This window comes from Acinetobacter sp. AB03 (assembly GCF_058107045.1).
Genome location: NZ_JBUEBA010000002.1, coordinates 568,159 through 569,934 on the forward strand (window position 1 = coordinate 568,159; position 1,776 = coordinate 569,934).

The 1,776-nt window shown below is 42.3% G+C and carries 1 protein-coding gene, 1 pseudogene and 1 other annotated feature; the gene and the pseudogene both read left to right on the forward strand.

The annotated features are described in order from the left end of the window. The coding region (locus ACY3FQ_RS03115; RefSeq protein WP_489773624.1) for an IS3 family transposase at positions 1-871 on the forward strand (871 nt) is incomplete at its 5' end. 89 nt (positions 872-960) lie between these two features. Continuing rightward, positions 961-1,776, forward strand: a pseudogene (locus tag ACY3FQ_RS03120) (IS3 family transposase); the annotation flags it as partial. Further along, positions 1,236-1,352: a sequence feature (AL1L pseudoknot), on the forward strand. Its footprint overlaps the pseudogene before it by 117 nt.

Sequence of the window (1,776 nt, forward strand, 5' to 3'; positions counted from 1 at the left end):
ATATGGTGTTGATGCGATTTGTAGGATTTTACCGATCGCAGCTTCAACCTATTACCGGACTTTAGATCTCGCGGACAATCCAGAACATCGAGCGAAACGGGATCTGCATGACCTTCATCATGCTGAACAAATTAAACGAATTTGGAAGGAAAGTTCAGGTCGGTATGGTGTACGTAAAGTCTGGCAAAAACTGAAACGTGAAGGCTATATTATTGCACGCTGTACTGTTGCTCGATTGATGCAGCAGCTAGGTATACAAGGTGTTTGGCGAGGTAAGAACAAACAAACCACCCGTAGCCGAGATGAACAAAAACGAGCAGATGATTTAGTGAAACGTAATTTTAATGCTGATCATCCTGACCAACTGTGGGTGAGTGACTTTACGTATATTCAAACTCATTCAGGCTGGGTCTATACCGCCTTTATTATTGATGTGTTCTCACGAGCAATTGTTGGATGGAAAGTATCGACACGGATGAATACAGATATGGTGCTCGATGCATTAGAGCAAGCCTTGCACGATCGAGGCATGCCAAAGAATGTGATTCATCATTCCGACAGAGGTGTGCAATATCTTTCTATTCGCTATACCAATCGTTTAGAAGCAGCAAATTTACGAGCATCAGTCGGTACAACGGGTGATTCATACGATAATGCCCTGGCTGAAACAGTGAATGGCTTATACAAAACAGAGGTGATTGAATATTTAAAAGCAGATTGGCAAGGTTTAGCAGATGTACAACTTGCGACACTAAACTGGGTCGATTGGTTTAATAAAGAGCGTGTACACAGCGCACTGGGTTATGTATCGCCTTTTGAGTTTGAAGCAATGTACTATGATAAGATTAACCCGTTAGGTCAGGTGGCTTAACTTAAATAAAAAAGTCTCCGACAAACCCGGTACGGTTCATGAACCGTACCGGGTTTGTCGGAGAGTCAATATTCTGAGAGACTATCCCGATGACAAAATTAAAATATACCCCTGAAATCAGAGAAAGATCGGTTCAATTATTGATTGAATCCGAAAAAGATTATCCTTCTACTTGGGCTGCAATCACAGCAATTGCTCCCAAGATTGGCTGTACTCCTGAAACACTACGTTCCTGGCATCAGAAGCATTTGAATCAACAGAATCCAATCAAAGTACAGCAGCTTTCAGACCAAGAACGCATTAAACAACTTGAACGCGAAAATAAAGAACTGCAGCGAGCCAATGAAATTCTACGCAAAGCAGCCGCTTTTTTCGCCCAGGCGGAGCTCGACCGCCCACACAAATAATGGTGGATTTTATCCATAACAATAAAGCGTTATACGGTGTTGAGGCGATTTGTAGGATTTTACCGATCGCCCCTTCGTGACCAACTGTGGGTAAGTGACTTTACGTATATTCAAACTCACTCAGGCTGGGTCTATACCGCCTTTATTATTGATGTGTTCTCACGAGCAATTGTTGGATGGAAAGTATCTACACGGATGAATACAGATATGGTGCTCGATGCACTTGAGCAAGCATTGCACGATCGAGGCATGCCAAAGAATGTGATTCATCATTCCGACAGAGGTGTGCAATATCTTTCCATTCGTTATACCAATCGTTTAGAAGCAGCAAATTTACGAGCATCAGTCGGTACGACTGGTGATTCATACGATAATGCTTTGGCTGAAACGGTGAATGGCTTATACAAAACAGAGGTGATTGAATATTTAAAAGCAGATTGGCAAGGTTTAGCGGATGTACAACTTGCGACACTAAACTGGGTAGATTGGTTCAATAAA